A 22,476-nucleotide genomic window follows, 5' to 3' on the forward strand; every position below is an offset into this window, starting at 1 on the left:
GGCTGTGCCTGCCAGTCCTTGCGCGGCGAGCCGCTCCAGGCTGTGCTCGACAGTCCTTGCGCGGCAAGCCGCTCCAGGCTGTGCTGATGGTCCTTACGCGGCAAGCCGCTCCAGGATCAGGTCCTTCACCTTCGCGGCGTCGGCCTGCCCACGGGTGGCCTTCATGACGGCGCCGACCAGCGCGCCGACGGCCTGCACCTTGCCGTCGCGGATCTTCGCGGCGACGTCCGGGTTGTCGGCGATCGCCTGGTCGACGGCCGCGCCGAGCGCGGAGTCGTCGGAGACCACGGCCAGGCCGCGCTTCTCCACGACCTGGTCCGGCTCGCCCTCGCCGGCGAGGACGCCCTCGATGACCTGGCGGGCCAGCTTGTCGTTCAGCTTGCCCTCGGCGACCAGCGCGCAGACCCGGGCCACCTGGGCCGGGGTGATCGGCTGCTCGGACAGCTCGGTGCCGGTCTCGTTGGCGCGCCGCGCGAGCTCGCCCATCCACCACTTGCGGGCCTGGTCGGCGGGGGCGCCGGCCGCGATGGTCTCGGTGATCGGCTCGACCGCGCCGGCGTTCAGCACCGACTGCATGTCCTGGTCGTTCAGGCCCCACTCGGCCTGCAGCCGGGCCCGGCGGACCCGCGGCAGCTCGGGCAGTTCGGCCCGCAGTTCCTCGACCCATTCGCGGGCCGGGGCGACGGGGACGAGGTCGGGCTCCGGGAAGTACCGGTAGTCCTCGGCGTTGTCCTTGATCCGGCCGGCCGTGGTGGAGCCGTCCTCCTCGTGGAAGTGCCGGGTCTCCTGGACGATCGTCCCGCCGTCGGTGAGGACGGTGGCGTGGCGCTGGATCTCGAACCGGGCGGCCCGCTCCACGCTGCGCAGCGAGTTGACGTTCTTGGTCTCGCTGCGGGTGCCGAAGGTCTCGGTGCCGTTGGGGCGCAGCGACAGGTTGACGTCGCAGCGCATCTGGCCCTTGTCCATCCGGGCCTCGGAGACGCCCAGCGCCTTGATCAGCTCGCGCAGTTCGGCGACGTACGCCTTCGCGACCTCGGGGGCGCGGTGGCCCGCGCCCTCGATCGGCTTGGTGACGATCTCGATCAGCGGGATGCCGGCCCGGTTGTAGTCGAGCAGCGAGTACTCGGCGCCGTGGATGCGGCCGGTGGCGCCACCGACGTGGGTGGACTTGCCGGTGTCCTCCTCCATGTGGGCGCGCTCGATCTCCACCCGGAAGATCTCGCCGTCCTCCAGCTGCACGTCGAGGTAGCCGTTGAAGGCGATCGGCTCGTCGTACTGGCTGGTCTGGAAGTTCTTCGGCATGTCCGGGTAGAAGTAGTTCTTCCGGGCGAACCGGCACCACTCCGCGATCTCGCAGTTCAGCGCGAGACCGATCCGGATCGCGGACTCCACGCCGACCGCGTTGACCACCGGCAGCGAGCCGGGCAGGCCGAGGCAGGTCGGGCAGGTCTGCGAGTTCGGTTCCGCGCCCAGCTCGGTGGAGCAGCCGCAGAACATCTTGGTCTTGGTACCCAGCTCGACGTGGACCTCAAGGCCCATCACCGGGTCGTACGAGGCGAGAGCCTCCTCGTAGGAGACCAGGCTCATGACGCTCACAGCGTCCCCTTCACTTTCGAATAGCAGGCGGAAAAACAGGATTATGACCAGATTTCGAATCAATCAGGCTTAAGGCCCGCCAGCGCCGATTCAGTCTCATGTTGCCAGAGTCGGAACGATGAAAGTCGCTCGAGGGATCGAAGATTCATTCGTTCAGCGATTAGCGGAAGATAGTCATGAGGGTCTCGTCTGGCACGCCGCTTTGTTCGACCCGCAGCAATAATATCTCGAAGCGTTCTCTTCGGATCGGATAGATCTTCGGGGTGTTCGATCTTTCCACCCTCGAAGATTTCCTTTGCATTCCATGAAGCCCCCACTACGGATTGAAGAGTCTGCCTATCCGCCAAGGCCCAACTCTCCATCTCCCGAACAGGGACGACCCTAAGAAGCAGGCGATCAGCTGGGCCGAACTCTTGCCACTCGCGGCAGAGCGGATCCCAGTACTTTCCCGATTCCCTTTCCACTACGGCCGATCCGTCATAGTGAACGAAGAGAACCGAAAGGGAAGATGCTGCCTCTCGGGCGGCGTTACAGATCGCCCGATGCCTACCGAGAGGATCACCAACATTAACCTGAAGACGCTGCACAGGAGCAACTGAGAGTTTCCTACATATCGGCAACTCTCCAAGCGCGCGCTCAAGCAGAACAGTCAAGAACGCATAGTCGGTGGGACCTTCCCCCATGAGGAAAGCATTCAGCTCGGGCCCAATCACCCTATGCCTCCAGAAGCTGCCGAGCCTCATCCGCATAAATTGCGGGATACGCTCGCCGTTCTTGCTCAGATACCACAGTGCCCACCAGGCCAAGAGGAAGCTCGTGCTGCTCGTCTGGAAGCAAGTGCCTCACCCGCGTGACCCGGCTCCTGACATTTTCTCCGTGCTCCTCAGGCCGAGTAACCCAGTCCATGACCACGATGTCCTTCTTCTGAAGCGTCAGCAGAAGAAGAGGAGAATGGCTGCTCATGATGAGCTGAGAAAGTGGTTCCCCCTCATCCAGATCCGGGGATGCAGGGTCCGTAACCAGCTCCCGCAGGTGCCCAACCAAATCCCTCAAGCGCTGCGGGTAAATGCCATTCTCGGGCTCCTCAAAACAAACCAGCCCGCGATAGTCCGGATCGTAGAGGGTGGCCAGAAGTGCGAGCACTCGCAATGTTCCATCGGACGCAACCCTCGCACTGACCCTGCCCTCGTCGCGAGTGGTCAGGTAAACCTCCCACTGCTCCTTTGCCCTATTCTCCTCCACTGTAACCTGACTGAATCCTCGAATAACGCGAGTCAGGTCGGCAGCCATGTCGTCTAGAGCACTGTGTCCCTCATCGGACGTCCTACGCTCAATACGCCGAAGCACCTTTGCAAGGTTTGCCCCACTCGGATCGAGCTGCTCCCCTCGCTGCTGCCACGAACTCGGCATCCTGAGCGACGCGGGGTCCAACTGAAGAAATCGCCAGGATTCAATCTCTTTACGCAGAGCGTAGAGCAGAGGGAAATCTGCAGCCGAGGTGATACTCGATAGGACAGTCGCCTCAGCCGCATCCGCAGAGAGCTCCCTCTTTCTTCCCTGGCGTCCTTCCTGCGCCAACTTGAACAAGGAACGCCCAGCTTCAGGAAGCTGCATGGTTTCAAGTAGAGGAGTCTGACGCTTATAGAATAGGTGCGCACGACGGAATGCCTGACTCGCACGATGCCTCTTAACCCAGACGTCGTCCGCCGCCCGAAGCGGAATTGCAGACTCCTTCACCACAAACGGCCTGACAAAACCGTCAGAGTCGCTCCGCTGTTCGATAATCAGCTCATATCGAAGTCGCGTGTGGTTAATCTCGACTTCCGCACCGAACTGGTCCGCAACCGTGGGGTCGAGCAGGACCTCAACCGCAAAAGATATGCGCGGAACTTGGGATCCATCGCCGCGACGCCGAAAAAGCTCACCCAACTCGCCACGAGCTTCAGCAAAAGCATCAAATAGCGACGGCTTGCCGACAAGCCATCTCAGCTGCTGAATCGCATCAAAGAGATTCGACTTCCCGCTCGCATTTGGCCCGAGGATTACAAGAAATGGCGAGATATCCAGACCAAAATTGGAGAACGACTTGAATCCGTCGATCTCAATCCTGGTGAGCATCCTAGATCATCCCCTGTTCTCATGGTGAAGCAGGCCACAGAGAGGTCTGGCTCAACGTTACCGTCCTGCCAGACCTCTCCATCTCAATGTCAGCCGAGCAGGACGTCGTCGTCGCCGAGCCGCTTGAGCTCGCGCACGAGGAGCGCGGTGCCGGTCACCAGGGCGGCGGCGCCGACCAGGGCGTTGATCAGCTTGAGGGTGTCGTTGTCCTCACGGGCGTGGCGGACGTCCTTGACGATGGAGATCGCCCCGAACGCGCTGGTGCCGATGGACAGCCACAGGCCGGGCTTCGAGTGCTTCCAGCCCTTGGCCTTCTCGATCTTGCTCACAGTGCCGGTGCCTCCTCCAGCAGGGTGTGACCCCACTTGTCGTTGAGCGCGGCCTCGACGGCGCCGCCCACGCGGTAGAGGCGGTCGTCCGCCATCGCGGGGGCGATGATCTGCAGGCCGACCGGGAGATTGTCCTCCGGGGCGAGCCCGCAGGGCAGCGACATGGCCGCGTTGCCCGCCAGGTTCGAGGGAATGGTGCACAGGTCGGCGAGGTACATCGCCATCGGGTCGTCCGCCCGCTCGCCGATCGGGAACGCGGTGGTCGGCGTGGTCGGGGAGATCAGCACGTCCACCCCTGCGAACGCGGCGTCGAAGTCCCGGGAGATCAGCGTCCGGACCTTCTGCGCCGAGCCGTAGTAGGCGTCGTAGTAGCCCGAGGACAGCGCGTAGGTGCCGAGGATGATGCGGCGCTTGACCTCGTCGCCGAAGCCGGCCTCCCGGGTCAGCGCGGTGACCTGCTCGGCGGAGCGGGTGCCGTCGTCGCCGACCCGCAGGCCGTAGCGCATCGCGTCGAACCGGGCCAGGTTCGAGGAGCACTCGGACGGGGCGATCAGGTAGTACGCGGGCAGCGCCAGCGTGAACGACGGGCAGGACACCTCGACGACCTCGGCGCCCAGCTCGCGCAGCAGCTCCACCGACTCGTTGAAGCGCTGCATGACGCCGGGCTGGTAGCCCTCGCCCGCGAACTCCTTGACGATGCCGATCCGCATGCCGCGGATGTCGCGCATCTTCGCGGCCTCGACCACGGCCGGCACCGGCGCGTCGATCGAGGTGGAGTCCAGCGGGTCGTGGCCGGCGATCGCCTCGTGCAGCAGCGCCGCGTCCAGCACGGTGCGGGCGCACGGGCCGCCCTGGTCGAGCGAGGACGAGAAGGCGACCAGGCCGTAGCGGGACACCGAACCGTAGGTCGGCTTGACGCCGACGGTGCCGGTGACGGCGCCGGGCTGGCGGATCGAGCCGCCGGTGTCGGTGCCGATCGCCAGCGGCGCCTCGAACGCGGCGAGCGCCGCCGCGGAGCCGCCGCCGGAGCCGCCGGGGATCCGGGTCAGGTCCCACGGGTTGCCGGTCGGGCCGTACGCCGAGTTCTCGGTGGAGGAGCCCATCGCGAACTCGTCCATGTTGGTCTTGCCGAGGATGACGACGTCCGCGTCCTTCAGACGCCGCGTCAGCGTGGCGTCGTAGGGCGGGATCCAGCCCTCCAGCATCTTCGAGCCGCAGGTGGTCGGGATGCCCTTGGTGGTGAAGACGTCCTTCAGCGCCAGCGGCACGCCGGCCAGCGGGCTGAGCTGCTCGCCCTTGGCCCGCTTGTCGTCGACCTTGCGGGCGGCGGCCAGCGCGCCCTCGCTGTCGACGTGCAGGAAGGCGTTGACCTTCTTGTCGACGGCGTTGATGCGGTCCAGGTGGGCCTGGGCGACCTCGACGGCCGAGACCTCGCCCTTGGCGATCGCGGAGGCCGTCTCGGCCGCCGTGTACTTGATCAGGTCGGTCATCTCGGTCAGTCCTCCCCGAGGATCTGCGGCACTCGGAAACGCTGGTCCTCACTCGCCGGGGCGCCGGAAAGCGCCTGCTCCGGGGTCAGCGACTGTCGCACCTCGTCCGCCCGCATGACGTTGCTCAGCGGGAGCGGGTGGGAGGTCGGCGGGACGTCCTGCCCCGCGACCTCGGAAACGCGGGCGACCGCGCCGATGATCACGTCGAGCTGCTCGGCGAAGTGGTCCAACTCCTCCGCCTGCAACTCCAGACGCGACAGCCGGGCGAGGTGGGCGACCTCCTCGCGCGTGATGCCAGGCATGCAGCGATCCTCAAGGGTGAGTTCCGGTGAGCGGGCGGCCCTGGGCGCACCCGTCCTTTTTGGTCTTGAGGGCCCATCCTATGGCCACCGAGCGCCCCGACAGGGGCGCGGGGAACCGTGCGGGCGACCCGGCAGACGTGGAGAGGTCCGCCCGAGGACGGAACTGCCCTCCTCGGACGGACCTCGCCGGCGAAGAACTACCGCGGAAGCGACGAGACCGGCGCCGCCCCCGTCCGCCGCACCTGCAGCCACGCCGTCGCCTGGTCGGCGGGCAGCGCGGCGGAGACCAGCCACCCCTGGACGGCGTCCACCCCGAGGTCGTGCAGCCGCTCCCAGGTCTCGTCGTCCTCGACGCCTTCGGCGACCACCGTCAGGCCCAGCGAGTGGGCGAGTTCGACGGAGCAGCGGACCACCGCCGCGTCGTGGTCGTCGGCGACCATCCGGGAGACGAACGAGCGGTCGATCTTCAGCTCGCCGACCGGGAGGCTGCGCAGCCGCACCAGCGAGGAGTGCCCGGTGCCGAAGTCGTCCAGCGACATCCGGACGCCGTAGCGGCGCAGTTCGGCCAGCGTGTCGGCGGCCCGCCGGCTGTCGTCCAGCAGCAGCCGTTCGGTGATCTCCAGCTGGAGCGCCTCGGCCGGGACCTGGTGCCGGGTCAGGTGGCCGGCGACCCGGGCGGCGAACCCCGGATTGAGGACGTCGCGCGGCGAGACGTTGACGGCGACCGGCACCATCAGGCCCTGGTGGCGCCAGCGGGCGATCTGCCCGACGGCGCTCTCCAGGACGTAGTCGGTGAGCCGGGGCATCAGCCCGGAGGACTCGGCGAGGCTGATGAACTCGTCGGGGGGCACCCGGCCCTGCCCGGGCCGCTCCCAGCGCACCAGCGCCTCCAGGCCGACCACCCGGCCGTCGAAGGCGACCTTCGGCTGGTAGTGCAGCGCGACCTCGTTCATCTCCAGCGCCCGGCGCAGGTCGCCGAGCAGGCCGATCCGGTACGGGGTGTCCAAGTCCCGTGCCTCGTCGTACAGTTCGACGCCGCTGCGGCTGTGCTGGGCGTGGCCCATCGCCACGTCGGCCCGGCGCAGAAGCGATTCTGCGTCCTGGGCGTGCGTCGGGTGCACACAGACCCCGGCGCTGGCCTCCAGCACCAGCAGCAGCCCGTCCAGCCGGATCGGTGCGGCGAGTTCGGCGATCAGTCCCTTCGCCATCCGCTCCAGCAGCTCGGGGCTGCCGACGCCGGGGAGCAGCACCGCGAACTCGTCGCCGCCCATCCGGGCCACCACCGGGCGCTCGCTGCGGCGGCGCACCTGCGGCGGCAGCACGGCGGCCTCCGGGTTCTGCGCGAAGCTGGTGCCGGCCCGCAGCGCCCGGTGCAGCCGGCGGGCGATGTGCACCAGCAGCCGGTCGCCGGCGGTGTGCCCGAGTGCGTCGTTCAGTGACCGGAAGCGGTCCAGGTCGAGCAGGATCAGCCCGACGCTGTAGCCGGGTTCGCCCTCGTGCGCGGCCAGCGCTTCCTGGGTGGCGATCAGCAGGGCCTGCCGGTTGGGCAGGTCGGTCAGCGGGTCGGTGAGCTGGTCCCTGGCCCGATCGCGGGCGATCCGCCAGGCGGCGACCAGCACCGCCAGCGGAACCGCGAACAACGGGAGCAGTTCGGGTTCGTAGCGGTACACCAGGACGGCCAACGGGATCAGCGGCGCGGCGCCGGCCAGCAGGACGCCGAACAGCAGCACCGCCCCCGCCATCCCCTGCGGCGGGCGCGTGGGCGCGCCACCGGTCGTACGATCCATAAGCCCAGTCCTCCGTCGGGCCCGCCCCCGCTGGGCCGCCTCACGGTGAGGCACCCCCTCCTCGGGATGCCGGTGGACGTCAGACGAGGGCGTGTCCCCGGGGCTCCGGCAGAACCGGTGCCACACACTCCTGCTGACAGTTCGTAGCGCCCAGGGTAAGCCGGGGTCCGCCGCACGGGCGCACTTTCCGGTCACCTCCGAGCGCGACGTCATATCCGCGCGCTGCTCGATGACACAATGCCCGATTTCGCTCTCGAACACCCGACTGACGCGGCATCAGGACGATAACGACCCGTCAGGAAACCTGCTCCTGCGGTACTTCTCCGGCATTTTCCCCACCGGCCTCCTCGTCGACGTCCAGCCCGAGGTGCCGACGGGCCGCGTCCGCGCCCTGGCCGAGCAGCACCTCGAAGCCCGCGTCGTCCAGCACCGGAACGCCGAGCTGCACCGCTTTGTCGTACTTGGAGCCGGGGTTGTCGCCGACCACCACGAAGTGCGTCTTCTTCGACACCGAGCCGGTGACCTTCGCGCCGCGCGAGGTCAGCGCCTCCTTCGCGCCGTCCCGGGTGTGCCCGGCGAGGGTGCCGGTGACCACCACGGTCATGCCCTCCAGCGGGCGTTCGCCCTGCTCCTCGCCGGCCTCCTCGGTGAACTGCACCCCGGCGTCCTTCCACTTCCGGAGGATCTCGCGGTGCCACTCCTCGGCGTACCACTCCTTGACGGACCGGGCGATGGTCGGCCCGACGCCCTCGACGGCGGCGAGTTCGGTCTCGTCGGCGGCGAAGATCCGCTCCAGGTCGCGGAACTCGCGGGCCAGCTCCTGTGCCGCCACCGGGCCGACATGACGGATCGACAGGCCGTTCAGGAAGCGCCACAGCGGGCGGTCCTTGGCGCCGCGCAGGTTGTCCAGCAGAACGCCGGTGTTCTTCTTCGGCGCGCCGGCGGTGGTGGCGAAGAAGGAGACCTTCTTCTCCTTGCCGGTCTTGTCGTCCAGCTTGGGCATGCCGGTCTTCGGGTCGCGGACCAGCACCTTGATCGGCAGCAGCTGCTCCTCGGTCAGGTCGAAGATGTCGCCCTCGTCCTTGACCGGCGGGTCGGCGGGCTCCAGCGGCTGGGTGAGCGCGGTCGCCGCGACGTAGCCCAGGCCCTCGACGTCCAGGCACTGGCGGCCGCCGAGGAACGCGATCCGCTCGCGGATCTGCGCCGGGCAGTGCTGGGCGTTCGGGCAGCGCAGGTCGATGTCGCCCTCGGACATCGGGCGCAGCTCGCTGCCGCACTCCGGGCAGTGGGTGGGCATCTCGAACGCCCGCTCGGCGCCGTCGCGCAGGTCGTAGACCGGGCCGAGGATCTCCGGGATCACGTCGCCGGCCTTGCGCAGCACGATGGTGTCGCCGAGCAGCACGTCCTTGGCCTTGACGATCTGCTGGTTGTGCAGCGTCGCGTACTGCACCATCGAGCCGGCCACCTTCACCGGCTCGGCCAGCACCGCGTACGGGGTGGCCCGGCCGGTGCGGCCGATGCCGATCTTGATCTCGGCGAGCTTGCCGGTGACCTCCTCCGGCGGGTACTTCCAGGCGATCGCCCAGCGCGGCGACTTGGAGGTGGAGCCGAGCCGGCCCTGCAGGGCGATCTCGTCGACCTTGACCACCACGCCGTCGATCTCGTGCTCGACGGAGTGCCGCTGCTCGCCGAAGTGCTTGATGAACGCCCGCACTTCGTCCAGCGTCCCGACGACCTTGTTGTGCTTGGCCGTCGGCAGGCCCCAGTCGTGCAGCAGCTGGTAGGCGTGCGACTGGCAGTCGATGTCGAAGCCGACCCGGGCGCCGATGCCGTGCACCACCATCCGCAGCGGGCGGGCGGCGGTGATCAGCGGGTCCTTCTGGCGGAGCGAACCGGCGGCGGCGTTGCGCGGGTTCATGAACAGCCGGATCATCGCCCGGGGCCGCTTGCCCTCCTTGGCGCGCTCCTCGTTCTCCTGCCGGCGGCGCTCGTTCTCCTCGGCGAACGAGGCGTTCAGCGCGTCGAACTCCTCGCTGGGGAAGTACACCTCGCCGCGGATCTCCACCAGCGCGGGGACGTCGCCGCCGTGCAGGCGGTGCGGGATCTCCTTGATGGTGCGGACGTTGGCCGTGATATCCTCGCCGACCCGGCCGTCACCGCGGGTCGCGGCCTGCACCAGCACCCCGTTCTCGTACGTCAGGTTGACGGCCAGCCCGTCGACCTTCAGCTCGCACAGGTAGTGGTACTCGATGCCGGCCAGCTCGCCGGCGACCCGCTCGGCCCAGGCGGCGAGCTCGTCGGCGTCCATCGCGTTGTCCAGGCTGAGCAGCCGCTCGCGGTGCTCGACCGGCGCGAACAGCACGGTCGGCGCGCCGCCGACCTTCTGGGTCGGCGAGTCGGGCGTCACCAGCGCCGGGTGCTCGGCCTCCAGCGCCTCCAACTCCCGCATCAGCCGGTCGAATTCGGCGTCGCTGACGGTCGGCGCGTCCAGCTCGTAGTACCGGGACCGGTGCTCCTCGATCTCGGTCGCCAATTCGGCGTGCCGGGTCCGCACCTCCGCCGGGATCTCCTCCCAGCCCTCCACAGCCGCCACCGCGCCGTCCTCCTCGCTCGTCACTCCGGGTTGTCCACCAGGCTCCGTGCCGCCCGCACCGCCGCGGCCAACGCCCGCCGCGCGTACGCCGGGGACGCCCCCGCGAGCCCGCACGTCGGCGTCACCACCACCCGGCGGCCCAGGAGCTCCGGTGCCAGCCCGAGCCTGCGCCACAACGTCCTGACACTCCGGACACTACCGGCCGGGTCCGACACCGCTTCTGATTGAACCGCACCGACGTCGGTTGACGGCACCACGCCGGCGAGGATCAGCGTCCCGCCCTCGATCGCCTCGCCCAGGTCGTCGTCGTGACGCTGCGTCAGCAGTCCGAAGTCCAGGCTGATCCCGGCCACCCCCGCCCGGCGCAGCAGCGGAATCGGCACCTCGGGCGCACAACTGTGCACCAGCACCGGCGTGTTCACGCCCCGGACCACGTCCCGCAGCGCCTGTTCGGCGAGCTGGCGGTCGATCGCGCGCAGCCGCTGGAAGCCGCTGGCGGTCTTCACCGATCCGGCCAGCACGGCGGGCAGCAGCGGCTCGTCCAGCTGTAGCACCACCGTCGCTCCGGGCACCCGGCGGCGGACGTCCTCCAGGTGGCGGCGCAGCCCCTCGGTCAGCGACTCCGCGATGTCGCGGCAGGCGCCCGGGTCGCTGAGCGCCTTCTCGCCGTGCTTCAGCTCGATCGACCCGGCCAGTGTCCACGGCCCGACGGCCTGGATCTTCAGCAGTCCTTCGTAACCCTGCGTGTACTCCTCCAGCGCGTCCAGGTCCTCCCCCAGCCAGGACCGGGCCCGCTTGGTGTCCCGCCCCGGGTGGTCGGTGAACCGCCACCCGCTCGGCTCGGTCTGCACGAACAGCTCGGTCAGCAGGCCGGCCCCGCGCCCGATCATGTCCGCCCCGGGCCCGCGCCCGGGCAGTTCCGGCAGGTGCGGCAGCTGCTCCAGCTCCGCCGTCACCCCCCGCGCCATCTCCCGCACATCCCCGCCGGGCATCGACCCCACGCCGGTCGCGGCCCCGGCCAGCTCTCCGAAAACGTCCACGTCAGTCACGGGACAGAGCCTACGCAGCCCCGGCCGGTCGTTCGCGCCTCAGGCGGCGTCGAGGAAGCCGGTCAGGCTGCGCACGTAGTCCTCGGGGTGCGAGACGTGCGGGACGTGGCCGGCTCCCGCCAGTTCCCGGACCTCGGCCCGGGGCAGGGCCTCGCCGAGCCTGGAGATGATGGCCGGGAACCACGGCGGGCTCTCGGTGCCGTTGGTCAGCAGGGCGGGGCCGGTGTAGTCGGGCAGCCGGGCGAGGTCGAGGAACAGCCAGTCGGGGTCGGCCAGTTCGTCGAGGAAGGTGGGGGCGTTGGTGACGAGGGCGTCCCGGAGCCAGTCCGGGAGCTGCTCCCAGTTCCCCGGGCCGAGGGCGACCTCGTCGACGAACTGCTCGGCGCCCGCGAGGTCCTCGCCCGCGCGCAGGTGTGCGCGGACGGACTCCAGCTTCTCCCCCATGGCCCGCATCAGCGGCCGGAGGTCCGGGTCCTCCGCCACGATCCCCATCAGCGGGGGCTCGTGCGCCGCCAGGCTCCGGAACAGCTCGGGGCGCCGGGCGGCCAGGCCCAGCGCCGTCGAGGCCCCGAAGGAGTTGCCCGCGACGTGCGCCGGAGCCAGGTCGAACCTCTCGATCAGCGCGGCGAGGTCCTGCTCGTCCTCGGTCCTGGACCCCTGCCCCTCGGGGCGTTCGCTCCGGCTGTGCCCCCGCCGGTCGTAGACCAGGACGCGGTACCGCTCGGCGAGGTCGGGCACCACGGAGCCCCAGGTGAGGTGGTCGCTCCACGACCCGTGGACCAGCACCAGCGGGTCGCCGTCCCCCGCCAGCTCGTAGTAGAGGCCGACGCCGTTCACCCGGGCCAGAGGCATGCGCGCACTCCTCACGCCGTGGAGCCGCGACCGCGGCCCCGTCCCTCCAGTGGACCGCAGGCGCGGGCCCCCGGCTACTGGCCGGGGCGGACGGTGATCTCGGTGATCTCCGCGTCGCGCGGCAGGTCGAGCGCGGCGAGGATCGCGGTGGCGACCGACTCCGGGGCGATCCACTTCGCCGGGTCGTACTCCTTGCCCTCCTGCTGGTGCACCTTCACCTGCATCGCGGTGGCGGTGCGCCCGGGGTAGACGCTGGTGACCCGGACCCCGTGGGCGTGCTCCTCCTGCCGCAGCGCGTCGGCGAGCGCGCGCACCGCGAACTTGCTGGCCGCGTACGAGCCCCAGGTCGGGTCGGCGCGCAGTCCGGCGCCGGAGTTGACGAAGACCACGTGGCCGCGGGCGAGCCGCAGCGAGGGGAGCAGCAGCCGGGTGATCTCGGCGGGCGCGACGGTGTTGACGTTCAGCTGCTGCTGCCACGCCTTGACGGGGGTCTCGCCGACGGTGCCGAGTTCGACCACGCCTGCGATGTGCAGCAGCGAGTCGAGTTCGACGGGCAGCGCCTGGTGGCCGAACGCCCAGGACAGCTTGGCCGGGTCGTCGAGGTCGCCGACCAGCGTCCGCGCCTCGGGGTAGCGCTCGCGCAGCTGCGCGGCACGGCGCGCGTCGCGGGCGAGCAGCCAGACTTCCTCGCCGCGGGCGGTGAGCCTGTCGGCGACGGCGGAGCCGATGCCGGAACCGGCTCCGGTGATCAGGTGGGCACCCATGGGATTCCTCAGTTCTGCTGGACGGTCGCGTGGGCGAGGGCTTCGGCGGGAGTCTGCGCGAAGGACACCAGCTCGGCGAGCGGACGCGGCAGGAACCCGTCGCGGTCCATCCGTTCGAGCTGGGTGCGCATCCCGTCGTAGAAGCCCTCGGTGTCGAGCAGCACGATCGGCTTGTCGTGCTGACCGTGCTTCTTCAGCTCCAGCACCTCGGTGACCTCGTCCAGCGTCCCGATCCCGCCGACCAGCACCACCAGCGCGTCCCCGCGGGCCAGCAACTCGGCCTTCCTGGTCGGCAGATCGGGCATCACCACCAGCTCGTCGGCGCCCTCGTACGCCTTGTGCCGCAGGAACTCCACCGACACCCCGACGAGCCGGCCCCCGGCCTCCTTCGCCTCGTCGGCCAGCAGCCCCATCAGCCCGGTGTGCGACCCGCCCCACACCAGGGTGTGCCCGGCCGCCCCGAGCAGCCGGGCGAACTCCGCCGCCGGGGCGGTGTACTTGGCATCGAGCAGGTTCGCCGAACAGAAGACCGTGATGTTCATAGTGCAACCAGTCCTATCACCGGCCGACACGCCCGGGTCAAGCCGATAATCCGCCGGGCACGCTCTAGACGCCGGGGGCCTCGACGGCCCGCTCGGTGCTCGCGATCGTCGCCGAGCCGACCACCCGGGTGCCGTCGTACAGCACCACGGCCTGGCCGGGGGCGATGCCGCGGGCCGGGGTGTCGAGGCGGACGTGCAGCTGGTCGTCCGTCAGGACGGCCGTCACGGGGACCTCTTCGCCGTGGGCGCGCAGCTGCGCGGTGTAGCGGCCTTCGCCGGTGGCGGGGGTGCCGCACCAGCGGGGGCGGATGGCGGTGAGGGCGTGCACGTCGAGGCCGCTGGCGGGGCCGACGGTGACGGTGTTGTCGACCGGCGAGATGTCGAGGACGTAGCGGGGCTTGCCGTCGGCGGCCGGGCGGCCGAGGCGGAGGCCCTTGCGCTGGCCGATGGTGAAGCCGTACGCGCCGTCGTGCTCGCCGAGCTTGGTGCCGTCGGTGTCGAGGATGTCGCCGGTGGCGGTGCCGAGGCGTTCGGCGAGGAAGCCCTGGGTGTCGCCGTCGGTGATGAAGCAGATGTCGTGGCTGTCGGGCTTCTTGGCGACGGCGAGGCCGCGCCGGTCGGCCTCCTCGCGGATGACGTCCTTGGTGGTGTCGCCGAGCGGGAACAGCGAGTGGGCGAGCTGGTCGGCGTCGAGGACGCCGAGCACGTACGACTGGTCCTTGGCGCCGTCGACCGCCCGGTGGAGTTCGCGGGTGCCGTCGGGCAGGTCGACGATCCGGGCGTAGTGGCCGGTGCAGACGGCGTCGAAGCCGAGTGCGATCGCCTTGTCGAGCAGCGCGGCGAACTTGATCTTCTCGTTGCAGCGCAGGCACGGGTTGGGGGTGCGCCCGGCGGCGTACTCGGCGACGAAGTCCTCGATCACGTCCTCGCGGAAGCGCTCCGCCAAGTCCCAGACGTAGAACGGGATGCCGATCACGTCGGCGGCGCGGCGGGCGTCCCGGGAGTCCTCCAGGGTGCAGCAGCCGCGCGCGCCGGTGCGGAAGGACTGCGGGTTGCTGGCGAGCGCCAGGTGGACGCCGGTCACCTCGTGGCCTGCTTCGACGGCCCGGGCGGCGGCGACGGCGGAGTCGACGCCGCCGGACATCGCGGCGAGCACGCGCAGGCGGCCGGTGGACGGGGTGGTCGGGGCGCCGGGGAAGTCAGTCATAAGGAGTCCAGCGTAACGGGGGCCGGGCGCTCGCCCGACGGTCAGTTCGGCACCGGGGCGGGCGGCTCGGCGGCGGCCGGGACCGGGGCGGTGCGGGCCGGCAGCGCGGTGGCCAGCAGGAAGGCCGCGAGCAGCAGCGTCGCGCCCACGCCGAAGGCCAGGTGGAACCCGTCGACGGCATTCCCGGAGCCGCCGACCAGCGCGGTGAGGACGGCGACGCCGAGCGCCGCGCCGACCTGCTGGGTGGTGTTGAGCACCCCGGAGAGCAGTCCGGCGTCCTCGGGCCGGGCGTCGGCCATGCCGAGGGCGGTGAGCGCGGTGGCGGCGAGTCCGAAGCCGGCGCCGAGCAGCATGGTGGGCAGCAGGTCGGCGACGTAGTCGAAACGGCCGGCGGGCAGCCGCACCAGCAGGGCCAGGCCGACGGTGAGCAGGGCCAGGCCGAGCAGCAGGGTGCGGCGTTCGCCGAACCGGCCGATGGCGCGGGCGGCGACCAGCAGCGAGACGGCGCCGATGGCGAGCGCGGCGGGCAGCATGGCCAGTCCGGTGTCGAGCGCGCCGTAGTGCTGGACGTTCTGCAGGTAGAGCGCCACCAGCACCTGGAAGCCGAACAGCGCGCCCAGCAGCAGGATCTGCACCAGGTTGGCGAGCGCGGTGGTGCGCCGGGCGAGGACCCGCAGCGGCAGCAGCGGGGTGGCGGCGCGGGCCTGCCGGAGGACGAACGCGGCGAGCAGGGCGAGCGCGGCGGCGGCCGGGCCCAGGGTGCGGAGGGACGTCCAGCCGTGCGGGCCGCCCTCGACGATGCTGTAGACGCCGAGCATCAGCCCGCCGGTGACCAGCGCCGCGCCGGGGACGTCCACGCCGCCCCCGGCGCCGCCGCCCGCGTCACGGGGCAGCAGGCGCAGGCCGGCCAGCAGCGCGGCGGCGCCGATCGGCAGGTTGATGAAGAAGATCCAGTGCCAGCCGAGGCCTTCGGTGAGCACGCCGCCGAGCACCTGGCCGAGCGAGGCGCCGGCCGAGCCGGTGAAGCCGACGACGCCGAACGCCTTGGCCCGGTCGGCGGGTTCGGGGAACAGGCCGACCACCATGCCGAGGCCGACGGCGGAGGCCATCGCCCCGCCGACGCCCTGCAGGAAGCGGGCGGAGATCAGCGTCGCGGGGCCGGTGGCGAGGCCGCACAGCACGGAGGCGACGGTGAAGGCGGCGATGCCGGCCAGGTAGATCCGGCGGCGGCCGAGCAGGTCGCCGAGCCGTCCGGCGAGCAGCAGCAGGCCGCCGAAGGCGATCACGTAGGCGTCCACCACCCAGGCCAGTCCGCCCGGGCCGATGTGCAGGTCGTCCTGGATGGCGGGCAGCGCGACGGTGGTGATCGAGCCGTCCAGGATCACCATCAGCAGGCCGGCGCAGACCACCGCGAGGGCCGACCAGCGGGCGCGTGACGGGTGTTCGGACATGGGTGTCTCCCTCCCCCGGGGCGCGCGGACCCGCGCTCCCTCAACAAGAGAGACCGTAACAGATGGTTTCGTAATAGACGATCCAGAACGGACCGGTTGACCGGGCCGCTACCCCTGCCGGGCCCGCCGCGGCTTCCGCACCGTGCCGCCCTCCCCCGCCATCGGGAACTCCACGTCCTTCTGCAGCCGGTCCAGCGCGTCCACGAACACCTGCCGCTCCCCGGCGGACAGCTCGCCCAGCGCCTCGCCGTGCACCCGGTCGACGATCACCTCGCCGCGCCGCACCAGCTCCTCGCCGGCCGGGGTGACCCGGATGACCTTCACCCGCCGGTCGGTCGCGGACGGGTGGCGCTCGGCCAGGCCGTCCCGCTCCAGCTCGTCGGCGGTGACCACCATGGTGGTCTTGTCCAGCCCGGCGATCGCCGCCAGCTGCGACTGGGTGCGCTCGGCCTCGATGGCGTGCAGCAGCACGCAGTGCTTGCGCGGGGAGCTGTCGATCTCGGCCAGGGCCAGCGACAGACGGGTGTTCATGGCGTGCGCGGCCTGGACCAGCAACCCGGTGAGGTCACGGACGGTGCGCTCGGGAATGGGTGCGCTCATGCCCCCAGAATACGTCCGCCAGCAGACGGTTCCGCTGCGGAACGAACCGGGTCAGCGGACGGAGCGCACCAGCCCGGCCCGCCGGGCCCGCTCCACCGCACCGGGCAGCGCGGCGGCCAGCGCCGCCACGTCCGCCCGGGTGGAGGTGTGGCCGAGCGAGAACCGCAGCGAGGCGCGGGCGAGTTCGGGGGCCACGCCCATCGCCAGCAGCACGTGGCTGGGCTGCGGGACGCCCGCCGAACAGGCCGAGCCGGTGGAGCACTCCACGCCCGCCGCGTCCAGCAGCATCAGCAGCGCGTCGCCCTCGCAGCCGGGGAAGGAGAAGTGCGCGTTGGCGGGCAGCCGGCCCGCCGGATCCGGGTCGCCGTTCAGCAGCGCGTCGGGCGCGGCCGCCCGGACCACCGCGACCAGGTCGTCGCGCAGCATGCCGACGCCCGTCGCGTACTCGGGCTGCCGCTCGACGGCCAGCTCCGCCGCCACCGCGAACCCGGCCGCACCGGGCACGTCCAGCGTCCCGGAGCGGACGTCGCGCTCCTGACCGCCGCCGTGCAGCAGCGGAACGGGCGTCGCCGAGCGCGACAGCAGCAGCGCGCCGACCCCGTACGGGCCGCCGATCTTGTGGCCGGTGACGGTGAGCGCGGTCAGCCCGGAGTCCGCGAAGGACACCGGGACCTGGCCCAGCGCCTGCACCGCGTCCGCATGCATGGGGATGCCGAACTCGGCGGCCACCGCAGCGAGTTCGCGGACCGGCTGGACGGTGCCGACCTCGTTGTTGGCCCACATCACGGTGACCAGCGCGACCGTCTCCGGAGCCCGCCCGATCGCCTCCCGCAGTGCCTCGGGGTGCACCCGGCCGACCGCGTCCACCGGCAGGTACTCGACCTCGGCGCCCTCGTGCTCGGCCAGCCAGTGCACCGCGTCCAGCACCGCGTGGTGCTCGACCGGGCTGCTCAGCACCCGGCGGCGGGCCGGGTCGGCGGCCCGCCGGGACCAGAACAGGCCCTTGACCGCCAGGTTGTCGGACTCGGTGCCGCCCGCGGTGAGCACGATCTCGCTGGGCCGCGCGCCCAGCGACTCGCCCAGCGACTCCCGGGACTCCTCGATCACCCGGCGGGCCCGCCGCCCGGCGGTGTGCAGCGAGGAGGCGTTGCCGACGACCCCGAACTGCGCCGTCATCGCGGCGATCGCCTCGGGCAGCATCGGGGTGGTGGCGGCGTGGTCGAGGTAAGCCATAGCGGGACCAGTGTAGGCGGCCCACGGGTCACGATTTGGCCATTGCACCCTCTGCAACGCGCCGTTAGCCTTCCGGCCACGCCGCTGTGAGAGGGGAGGGCCATGTCCCAGACGGTCGACCGCGCGCTGACCATCCTGGCCTCGCTCGGTGAGGGCCCGGCCTCGCTGGAGCAGGCCGCGTCCCGGATCGGGGTGCACAAGTCCACCGCCCTGCGGCTGCTGCGCACCCTGCAGGAACACGGCTTCGTCACCCGGCAGTCCGACCACCGCTACCGGCTCGGCGGCCGACTCTTCGCCCTCGCCCACCAGGCGCTGGAGGGCATCGACATCCGCCAGGTCGCCGCCCCCTACCTGGCGGTGCTGAACGAGCGGTACGGGCACACCGTCCACCTGTCGGTGCTGGAGGGCGACGAGGTGCTCTACCTGGACAAGGTCGACGCCCGCTACCCGGACACCGGCCAGGGCTGGCTGGGCGAGGACAGCCGGATCGGCCGGCGCGCCCCCGCGGTGGCCACCGCCGCCGGCAAGGTGCTGCTCGCCGACCTGCCCGCGGACCGGCTCGCCGCCTTCCTCGCCGAGGCCGAGTTCCCGGCCCGCACCCCGCAGTCCATCCGCGACCCGCAGGCGCTGCGGGACCAGCTCGCCGAGGTGCAGCGGCTCGGCTGGGCGGCCGACCAGGCCGAGTACCACGAGTCGGTGAACTGCATCGCCGCACCGATCGCCGGCACCGAGGGCACCGCGATCGCCGCCTGCTCGATCTCCGCCCCGGTCCGGGTCGCCTCGGTCGTCGAGCTCTCCAAGCTGCTGCCGGAACTGCTCTGCACGGTCGAGGCGATCTCGCTGGCGTACGGCGGCTCCCCTACTCCTCGCTGGTGCGAGAACCGTTGCGGTGCCAAGCACGCGGTGCGCGCCAGCCGTACTTGAGCGCCAGCATCCGCACCGTGAACGCGGCCACCGCCGCCAGCGCCGCGCTCACCGGGGTGAGCTGCCCGATGCCGATCAGCAGCGCCGTGATCGCCGCGCCGATCAGCGCCGGCACCGCGTAGATCTCCCGGTCCCAGCGCAGCAGCGAGGGCGGCTCCATCGCCAGCACGTCACGGACCACGCCGCCGCCCGCCGCGGTCAGCATGCCGCAGGCCACCGAGGCGACCGCGCCGAGCCCGTAGTCGTGCGCCTTGATGGTGCCGGTGACGGCGAACAGGCCGAGGCCCGCCGCGTCCAGCACCATCACCGCCCGGGTGATCCGCTCCACCTCCGGGTGCAGGAAGAACACCACCACCCCGGCCACCAACGGGGTCGGGAGGTAGCCGGAGTTGGTGAACGCCGCCACCGGCAGCGCGCCGATCACCAGGTCCCGCAGCACGCCGCCGCCCAGCGCGGTGGCCTCGGCCAGCACGCAGATGCCGAAGATGTCCATGTTCTTCCGGACCGCCATCAGGCCGCCGGACAGCGCGAAGACGAAAATGCCCACCAGGTCGAGGATCTGCTGGACGTCGTGCGGGAAGATCTCGGATGTCACCTGGTCAGTGTCCACGTCGCCCGACCGGCGCCGATCGCCGGGCGGTCAGACGAACGACTCGTGCGGCGCCGGCCCGCCCAGCGCGTTCAGCTTGGCGGGCATCCGCAGCGTCGTCATCCGCCGCCACCCGCCGGCCCGCTCGAACCCGTGCACCGCGTGGATGCCCGCCGCCAGCGCCGCCGACTTCGCCCGCGGCCAGCGCAACAGCTCCCCCAGGTGCGCCATCACCGCCAGGCTGACGTCCCGGTAGGTGCGGATCTCCGCCCGGGCGGTCTCCTGCAGGGTGTCCAGGATCAGCCGGCCGTGCCCGTGGTACGCGAGCCGCAGCAACTCCTCGTGGCAGAACGCCAGATGGTTGTCCTCGTCGTTGGAGATCATCCGCACCGCCCGGCCCAGCTCCGGGTGGTCGCCGAAGATCCGCTTCAGCATCAGCATCTGCTCGGACGCCCGCTGCTCGGTCACCCTGCTGTGCGCCAGGTACGTGATCACGTCCTGCTCGGTCAGCGGCTCGTCCCGGCGCAGCCGGGCGTGCGCCAGGCCGATGCCCTGCCGCTCCAGGATCATCGTGTAGTCGGTCTCGTCCGGGACCTCGGCCGGATCGAGGCCGCGCTTGTGCATCAGCGCCTTGAAGATCCGCCCGTGCTTGTCCTCGTCCGCGCCGTGCCGGGCCACCTTCGGCGCCAGTTCCTGATCGGGCACCAGCCGGGCGATCCGGCCGTTCTCCCAGCCGCCCTGGTCCTCCCCCTTGGCCGCGATCGAGCAGAACAGCCGGAACGCCCGGTCGTCGTCGTGGATCTCCTGGAACAGACTGCGGGCCGACAGCATGGTGGACCTACCCCTCGCGCGGGAGCCGGGACATTCCGGTCCAGCTCAAGGCACCCCCACCGCCCGGGCAACAGCTCGCGCCCCCTGCTGCGCCGGACGAAGGACGGCCTTGCCGCACTCGGACTAGCCGACCAGCCGACGCCGCCAGTCCAGGCCCGTGACCCGGATCGCCTCGTCCGGGCCGCCGTCCCAACGGACCGTCAGGCCGCACTCCTCCAGCGCCGCCACGACCTCCCGGCCGACGGCCGCCGTGGTCTCCGCCGAGTCGTCGAAGCCGCCGTACAGCAGCCACAGGTCCTGGCCGGACGCCGCGCCCTCGGTGCACTGGGAGTGGAAGTACACGAAGCCGCGCGCCTCCGGGTTCTCCGCCCGGATCTCCCCGTTGCCGCAGCTGCGGCAGCAGGTGAAGTTCTCCCGGGCCGTGATGCCGCCCGACTCCAGCGCGGCGAACGCCCGCGCCACCCGTTCCGGATCGGTCTCGCCGACCCAGCTCCGCTGCTCGGCGACCCGCTCCAGCCACATCCGGTCGACCAGCTGCTTCGCCTGGTCCTTCGTGACCGGTCGGACGCCCTTGTCGACCAGGCACTCCTCCGCGGCCTCGGCCGCCCGCGCGAGGGTCGTGTAACCCTCCACCAGCAGCCGCCGCACCTCGGCGACCAGGGTCCGCTCGTCCTGCTCGGACAGCTCCAGCGGCGCGGGCTCCGGATCCGGCCCGAAGTCGATCCGCTCCCACGCGGCCCCGACGTCCCAGCCCTCGTCCTCCCGCGCCCACCCGAGCAGCAGCGCGGCGACCTGCTCCACGTCCTCCACCTGCGTCCCGTAGTGCCGCGCGGGGCTCCCCGCCCGGTACTCCACCGTCCACGCCCCGTTCTCCGGGCACGCCTGCGCATACGTGTCCGGCAGGTCCGGCACCCGCTGCAGCACCACGAACGTCCCACTCGCGTACGCCATGTCCCGCACCGTGTCGACGAGTTCGTCCTCCGACACCCGCACCCGCACCACGTCCGCCTGGTCCCGCACCGCGATCTGAAGCATGTCCGCCACTTTCCCACCCGGCACTGTCAGGCCGGCGGGCGCCGGCCACCGCCCGTGAACGGCGAAGGTCCGCCCCGGGAGGGAACCCCCTCCCGGGACGGACCTCGGGTGTCCGACTACTCGCCTGCGTTCTCCGGGAAGTGGCACGCCACCTGGTGCCCCGGCCGCGCAGCGCTGAGCGGGGGCTCCTGGCTCGCGCAGATGTCCTGCGCCTTCCAGCAGCGGGTGCGGAACCGGCAGCCCGACGGCGGGTTGAGCGGCGACGGGACGTCACCGGTGAGCAGGATCCGCTCGCGGCGCTCCTTGCGTCGCGGGTCGGGGACCGGCACCGCGGACATCAGGGCGTTGGTGTAGGGGTGCATCGGCTCGGCGTACAGGGAGTCGCGGTCGGCGATCTCCACCACCTTGCCGAGGTACATCACGGCGACCCGGTCGGAGACGTGCCGGACCACCGAGAGGTCGTGCGCGATGATCAGGTAGGTCAGGCCGAGCTCCTTCTGGAGGTCGTCCAGCAGGTTGACCACCTGGGCCTGGATGGAGACGTCCAGGGCGGAGACCGGCTCGTCCGCGACGATCATCTTGGGGCGGAGGGCGAGCGCGCGGGCGATGCCGATGCGCTGGCGCTGGCCGCCGGAGAACTCGTGCGGGTAGCGGTTGTAGTGCTCCGGGCTGAGTCCGCAGAGCTCCAGCAGGTCCTGGACGGCCTTCTTGACGCCGTGCTCGGTCTGGACGTTCTGGAGCCGGAACGGCGCGCCGACGATGGTGCCGATGGTGTGCCGGGGGTTCAGCGAGGAGTACGGGTCCTGGAAGATCATCTGGATGTCGCGGCGGTACGGCCGCATCGCCGAGACTCCCAGGTGGGTGATGTCGGCGCCCTCGAACTCGATCTTCCCGCTGGTGGGTTCGTCGAGCCGGGTGACCAGGCGCCCCATCGTGGACTTGCCGCAACCGGACTCGCCGACCACGCCGAGCGTCTCGCCGGCCATGACCTCGAAGTCGATGCCGTCGACGGCGCGCACCGCGCCGACCTGACGCTTCAGCAGGCCCTTGGTGACCGGGAAGTGCCGGGTCAGCCCGGTGACCCGCAGCAGGGGTTCACGGTCCGGGCCGGGTGCCTGGGCGGGCACCTTCGCGGCCTGCGGGGCCGCCGTCTGGCTGTCCGTCATCGGTTGTCTCCAAGTGGG

At 71.0% G+C, this 22,476-nt stretch carries 21 protein-coding genes; 1 reads left to right on the forward strand and 20 read right to left on the reverse strand.

The window, feature by feature from the left end; all coding sequences use genetic code 11:
• Positions 1-93 precede the first annotated feature (93 nt).
• The 16 genes from gatB to ACI1MP_RS14135 all read right to left on the reverse strand — a co-directional run bounded on the left by gatB (position 94) and on the right by ACI1MP_RS14135 (position 17,913).
• Positions 94-1,596 (reverse strand): Asp-tRNA(Asn)/Glu-tRNA(Gln) amidotransferase subunit GatB, encoded by a 1,503-nt coding sequence (gene gatB / locus ACI1MP_RS14060; protein ID WP_404868784.1) that lies wholly within the window; start codon positions 1,594-1,596, stop codon positions 94-96.
• Positions 1,597-1,655: 59 nt separating this feature from the next.
• Positions 1,656-2,345, reverse strand: coding sequence for a DUF4276 family protein (locus ACI1MP_RS14065; RefSeq protein WP_404868785.1), 690 nt, complete (start codon positions 2,343-2,345; stop codon positions 1,656-1,658).
• Positions 2,311-3,714: an AAA family ATPase gene (locus ACI1MP_RS14070; RefSeq protein ID WP_404868786.1), complete on the reverse strand. Its 1,404-nt coding sequence runs from the start codon at positions 3,712-3,714 to the stop codon at positions 2,311-2,313. The genes ACI1MP_RS14065 and ACI1MP_RS14070 overlap by 35 nt, the downstream gene beginning before the upstream one ends.
• 89 nt (positions 3,715-3,803) lie before the next feature.
• Positions 3,804-4,043: a hypothetical protein gene (locus tag ACI1MP_RS14075; protein WP_043916116.1), complete on the reverse strand. Its 240-nt coding sequence runs from the start codon at positions 4,041-4,043 to the stop codon at positions 3,804-3,806.
• Complete coding sequence (gatA, locus tag ACI1MP_RS14080) at positions 4,040-5,533, reverse strand: Asp-tRNA(Asn)/Glu-tRNA(Gln) amidotransferase subunit GatA (RefSeq protein WP_100587931.1); 1,494 nt, start codon at positions 5,531-5,533, stop codon at positions 4,040-4,042. Before gatA ends, ACI1MP_RS14075 begins: the two co-directional genes overlap by 4 nt.
• 5 nt (positions 5,534-5,538) lie before the next feature.
• Entirely contained in the window at positions 5,539-5,835 is a 297-nt protein-coding gene (gene gatC, locus ACI1MP_RS14085) for an Asp-tRNA(Asn)/Glu-tRNA(Gln) amidotransferase subunit GatC (protein WP_035866399.1), read from the reverse strand.
• 197 nt (positions 5,836-6,032) lie between these two features.
• Complete coding sequence (locus tag ACI1MP_RS14090) at positions 6,033-7,622, reverse strand: bifunctional diguanylate cyclase/phosphodiesterase (protein WP_308430984.1); 1,590 nt, start codon at positions 7,620-7,622, stop codon at positions 6,033-6,035.
• Positions 7,623-7,917: 295 nt separating this feature from the next.
• Entirely contained in the window at positions 7,918-10,239 is a 2,322-nt protein-coding gene (gene ligA / locus ACI1MP_RS14095) for an NAD-dependent DNA ligase LigA (RefSeq protein ID WP_404868787.1), read from the reverse strand.
• Complete coding sequence (locus ACI1MP_RS14100; protein WP_387998345.1) at positions 10,236-11,207, reverse strand: methionine synthase; 972 nt, start codon at positions 11,205-11,207, stop codon at positions 10,236-10,238. Before ACI1MP_RS14100 ends, ligA begins: the two co-directional genes overlap by 4 nt.
• Positions 11,208-11,303: 96 nt before the next feature.
• The gene (locus ACI1MP_RS14105) at positions 11,304-12,116 is read right to left on the reverse strand and encodes an alpha/beta fold hydrolase (protein ID WP_404868788.1); all 813 of its coding nucleotides are present in this window, start codon (positions 12,114-12,116) and stop codon (positions 11,304-11,306) included.
• A gap of 74 nt (positions 12,117-12,190) precedes the next feature.
• Positions 12,191-12,880, reverse strand: a complete 690-nt coding sequence (locus ACI1MP_RS14110; protein ID WP_380334009.1) for an SDR family oxidoreductase — start codon at positions 12,878-12,880, stop codon at positions 12,191-12,193.
• A gap of 8 nt (positions 12,881-12,888) precedes the next feature.
• The gene (locus tag ACI1MP_RS14115) at positions 12,889-13,422 is read right to left on the reverse strand and encodes a TIGR00730 family Rossman fold protein (protein ID WP_404868789.1); all 534 of its coding nucleotides are present in this window, start codon (positions 13,420-13,422) and stop codon (positions 12,889-12,891) included.
• 64 nt (positions 13,423-13,486) lie between these two features.
• Positions 13,487-14,629, reverse strand: a complete 1,143-nt coding sequence (gene mnmA / locus ACI1MP_RS14120; protein ID WP_380334004.1) for a tRNA 2-thiouridine(34) synthase MnmA — start codon at positions 14,627-14,629, stop codon at positions 13,487-13,489.
• A 41-nt stretch (positions 14,630-14,670) separates the two neighbouring features.
• Positions 14,671-16,080 (reverse strand): MFS transporter, encoded by a 1,410-nt coding sequence (locus tag ACI1MP_RS14125; protein WP_404868790.1) that lies wholly within the window; start codon positions 16,078-16,080, stop codon positions 14,671-14,673.
• 108 nt (positions 16,081-16,188) lie between these two features.
• Entirely contained in the window at positions 16,189-16,680 is a 492-nt protein-coding gene (locus ACI1MP_RS14130; RefSeq protein WP_380333998.1) for a MarR family winged helix-turn-helix transcriptional regulator, read from the reverse strand.
• Between the two features lie 51 nt (positions 16,681-16,731).
• On the reverse strand, positions 16,732-17,913 hold the full coding sequence (locus ACI1MP_RS14135; protein ID WP_380333996.1) for a cysteine desulfurase family protein: 1,182 nt from the start codon (positions 17,911-17,913) through the stop codon (positions 16,732-16,734).
• Positions 17,914-18,015: 102 nt separating this feature from the next.
• On the opposite strand from ACI1MP_RS14135, the gene ACI1MP_RS14140 reads away from it, so the two are divergent.
• Entirely contained in the window at positions 18,016-18,837 is an 822-nt protein-coding gene (locus ACI1MP_RS14140) for an IclR family transcriptional regulator (protein ID WP_363472454.1), read from the forward strand.
• Here ACI1MP_RS14140 and ACI1MP_RS14145 read toward each other — a convergent pair.
• The 4 genes from ACI1MP_RS14145 to ACI1MP_RS14160 all read right to left on the reverse strand — a co-directional run bounded on the left by ACI1MP_RS14145 (position 18,773) and on the right by ACI1MP_RS14160 (position 22,458).
• Positions 18,773-19,432, reverse strand: coding sequence for a trimeric intracellular cation channel family protein (locus tag ACI1MP_RS14145; protein WP_100588107.1), 660 nt, complete (start codon positions 19,430-19,432; stop codon positions 18,773-18,775). The two genes, ACI1MP_RS14140 and ACI1MP_RS14145, sit on opposite strands and share 65 nt — an antisense overlap.
• A 45-nt stretch (positions 19,433-19,477) precedes the next feature.
• The gene (locus ACI1MP_RS14150) at positions 19,478-20,257 is read right to left on the reverse strand and encodes a hypothetical protein (RefSeq protein WP_100587941.1); all 780 of its coding nucleotides are present in this window, start codon (positions 20,255-20,257) and stop codon (positions 19,478-19,480) included.
• Between the two features lie 123 nt (positions 20,258-20,380).
• A complete protein-coding gene (locus ACI1MP_RS14155) occupies positions 20,381-21,292 on the reverse strand; it encodes a DUF6891 domain-containing protein (protein ID WP_404868791.1) in 912 nt (303 codons plus the stop codon).
• A gap of 116 nt (positions 21,293-21,408) precedes the next feature.
• A complete protein-coding gene (locus tag ACI1MP_RS14160; protein ID WP_043916104.1) occupies positions 21,409-22,458 on the reverse strand; it encodes an ABC transporter ATP-binding protein in 1,050 nt (349 codons plus the stop codon).
• Between the last annotated feature and the right edge of the window lie 18 nt (positions 22,459-22,476).

The organism is Kitasatospora griseola, assembly GCF_044999035.1.
GTDB lineage: Bacteria > Actinomycetota > Actinomycetes > Streptomycetales > Streptomycetaceae > Kitasatospora > Kitasatospora griseola.